Source organism: Mesorhizobium sp. M7A.F.Ca.CA.003.01.2.1 (assembly GCF_003998945.1).
GTDB lineage: Bacteria > Pseudomonadota > Alphaproteobacteria > Rhizobiales > Rhizobiaceae > Mesorhizobium > Mesorhizobium ciceri.
This window is the reverse complement of sequence record NZ_RZRA01000704.1, coordinates 1-3,080: the sequence shown is the minus strand read 5'-3', so window position 1 is coordinate 3,080 and position 3,080 is coordinate 1. Positions and strand designations below refer to the sequence as shown.

Below are 3,080 nucleotides of genomic sequence, written 5' to 3'. Positions count from 1 at the left end.
CCTCCAGCGTGAACATCCAGAACGGAAGATCCAAGGTTTTGGAATCGACCCTGACGCAGTATTCGGGCAGCGATGCGCTGACCGCCGATACGCCAGTGCCTTACCGCATCGCCGACCTGCTGAAGCAGATCGATGAGCGCATGGGCATGCTCGAAAGCAAGACCGATCGCCCGACGCTCAAATCGCTGAAGACGCGCATCGAATCGGCGGCGGCCGATCCACGTTATCGCTTCATGTTCAACTCGCGCCTGATCGAGGACACCATCCACGAGACGATCGGCAACATCTTCCGCGTGCCGCATCATGGCCGTCCCGTGACCTGCTTCGAGATGGCCGGCATGCCGTCCGAAGTGGTCAATTCCGTCTGTTCGGTGCTGGCGCGCCTGGCCTTCGATCTCGCTCTATGGAGCGAAGGCAAGCTGCAGCTTCTGTTTTTGTGCGAAGAGGCGCACCGCTATATGCCGGCCGACCCGCGTCTCGGATTCGCGCCGACCAGGCATGCGCTGTCGCGCATTGCCAAGGAAGGCCGCAAATATGGCTGCTATCTCGGCGTCGTCACCCAGCGCCCCGGCGAGCTCGACCCGACCATCCTGTCGCAATGCTCGACCTTCTTCGCCATGCGGCTTGCCAATGAGCAGGACCAGGCGATCATCCGCTCGGCGATTGCCGACTCTTCCGCCTCGACGCTTGCCTTCCTGTCCTCGATGGGCCAGCGCGAAGCCATCGCCTTCGGCGAAGGCGTGGCGACGACCATGCGGCTGAAGTTCGAAAAGCTGCCGAGCCACCTGCTCCCCGGCACCGCCAAACGCGAAGAGGCCACGTCGAAGCCGGGCGACGATGTCGATCTGGTGGCGATCGTGGAACGATTGCGCAACGTGCCGAAATCGACGCAGCAGGCGATGGCCTTCGCCGAGGTCGTGGATTCAGGCCGCCAGGCCGGCGACCCCGACTACCGCAAGCCACCCGCCGCACGCCCGCCATCGGACGACGATTTCGACATGCGCTACGGCCTCAAGCCCGCAACCTTCGGCCTGCGCCCGCAAAACGATTGAGCTTGCGACCCGGCTGTTCTGCCGGCCGATTGAGAAGCCGCGCTAAGCTCGCGCCCTGCCTGGACCGCTTGGGTAAATCCCGTCAGGGAATTCGTCAGGCTGAGTCGGGTGGTGCTGTTTTCGAGAACCGAAGCGGAGCGGACATTTGAGTCCGTGAGCATCGGAAGCGCAGAAAACGGCGCCAGACGGCCAGCCTCACGAATTCAGGGACGGGATTTTAGGCGCAGACGCGGTTGCGGCCTTGCCTCTTCGCCTCGTAAAGCTGGCGGTCGGCGCGGCGATAGAACTCTTCCGCTGTTTCCTTGCGGTCCCAGACGGCTAGCCCGACGCTGGTGGTGATCTTGAGGCGGACATTGCCCGACAGCACCGACATGTTGGCGATCGCCTTGCGGATGCGCTCGGCAAACTTGCCCAGAAGCTCGGCGTCCATGTTGGGCGTGACCACGGCGAACTCCTCGCCGCCCAATCGCGCCACCACATCGTGGTAGCGCGTCATATCCTTGAGACAGCTTGCGACGGCCTTGAGCACTTCGTCGCCGACGTCATGGCCATGGGTGTCGTTGACCTGCTTGAAATGGTCGAGATCGAGGATCATCAGCCCGACAGGCTTTTCGATGCGCCGGAACTCCTCGAGATACTCCTTCAGCGCATCATCGAAATAGCGCCGGTTCTGCATGCCGGTCAGGCCGTCGGTCAGCGCCGCATGCTCGAGTGTTTCCGACCGCGCGCTGAGCGAGACCGTCATGGCGCGCAGCTTGCCCTCCTCCGTCGCCTGTTTTCGAATCAGCGGATAGATGAAGAAAATGCCGAAGAACAGCGCGGTGGCCAGGAGCACGCCGGTCGCGAACAAGAGCTTGTTGAGATAGATGACCTTGTCCAGACCCGAAGCCGTATGCAACTCGTCGGCGAAGGACTGCAGAAGTCCATAAGCATGCAGCGTCACCAGGCCGGCGGCCAGGATCACGAATATAAAGACGAAAAACGCTGATTCCGCCTTGTGGAAACGCATCTGCTCCCCGTTGGAAAAGTGCCCATCGACCTTATGGCATGGGCGGGCTTACGGAGGGTTAATTTGGACAACCACAACGGGAACCTTTCCTTGCAGGTAAACTTTTCAGGTTGCATCGGAAGCAAGCGCTGAGATCGTGGTTTCCAGATCATCACCGGGGTGCAACCTCAGCCATTCCGGCCCCAATTGATGCCTGAACCAGGTGGTTTGCCGCTTGGAATATTGCCTGGTCGCGATCTTGGCGCGTTCGATTGCCTCGGGAAAGCCAATCCCTCCGGCCATCGCCGCCTGCAGTTCGCGAACGCCGATCGCTTTCATCGCCGGCAATTCGGGATCGAGGCCAAGTGCCGCAAGCCGCTTGACCTCGTCCAGCGCGCCCTTGTCCAGCATTTGGTCGAAGCGTTTGTCGATGCGTCCGACCAACGCCGCCCGATCCGGCTCGATCACCAGGAAACGCGCGCTTTGCCTGTCGATGAGCGGCTGGCCGCGCTCTGCCTGCCATTCCAGGATCGAACGGCCAGACGCATCGAGAACCTCCAATGCCCGCACGATGCGCTGGCTGTCGGTTGGCTTGAGCATCATGGCGGCCGCCGAATCCTCGCGCAGCAGCAGGCTGTGCAGCTTGACGGCGCCCTGCTCCTTCAATTCATAGCGCCAACGGTCGCGGACCCGTTGCGGAATGTCGGGCATTTCCGAAATGCCCTCGGCTAATGCGCGAAAATAGAGCCCGGTGCCGCCGACAAAAATCGCTGTCCGTTCGGAGAATGTGCCGTCGTCGATCAGTTTCATCACGTCGCGCAGCCAGGCGCCGGTGGAATAGGGTGTCGCCGGATGGACATGGCCGTAGAGGAAATGCGGTGCGCGGGCGAGGTCGGCCGCCTCCGGCCGGGCGGTCAGCACGTCGAGCACCGAATAGCCCTGCATGGAATCCGTATTGACGATCACGCCACCCCTGCGCTCGGCCAGATCGAGCGCAGGGGTGGCGTGATCGTCAATACGGATTCCATGCAGGGCTATTC

3 protein-coding genes are annotated in these 3,080 nt (G+C 61.9%); 1 reads left to right on the top strand and 2 read right to left on the bottom strand.

The annotated features are described in order from the left end of the window. Positions 1-1,052 (top strand): ATP-binding protein (locus EN969_RS24020; RefSeq protein ID WP_245467481.1); only part of this gene is annotated, 1,052 nt, incomplete at its 5' end. Between the two features lie 217 nt (positions 1,053-1,269). On the opposite strand, the gene EN969_RS24010 is transcribed toward EN969_RS24020, so the two are convergent. Together EN969_RS24010 and miaA are read right to left on the bottom strand one after the other, a co-directional pair. Next, on the bottom strand, positions 1,270-2,061 hold the full coding sequence (locus EN969_RS24010; protein ID WP_013531037.1) for a GGDEF domain-containing protein: 792 nt from the start codon (positions 2,059-2,061) through the stop codon (positions 1,270-1,272). Positions 2,062-2,166: 105 nt separating this feature from the next. Then, on the bottom strand, positions 2,167-3,078 hold the full coding sequence (gene miaA, locus EN969_RS24005) for a tRNA (adenosine(37)-N6)-dimethylallyltransferase MiaA (RefSeq protein WP_127419452.1): 912 nt from the start codon (positions 3,076-3,078) through the stop codon (positions 2,167-2,169). Positions 3,079-3,080: the final 2 nt, after the last annotated feature.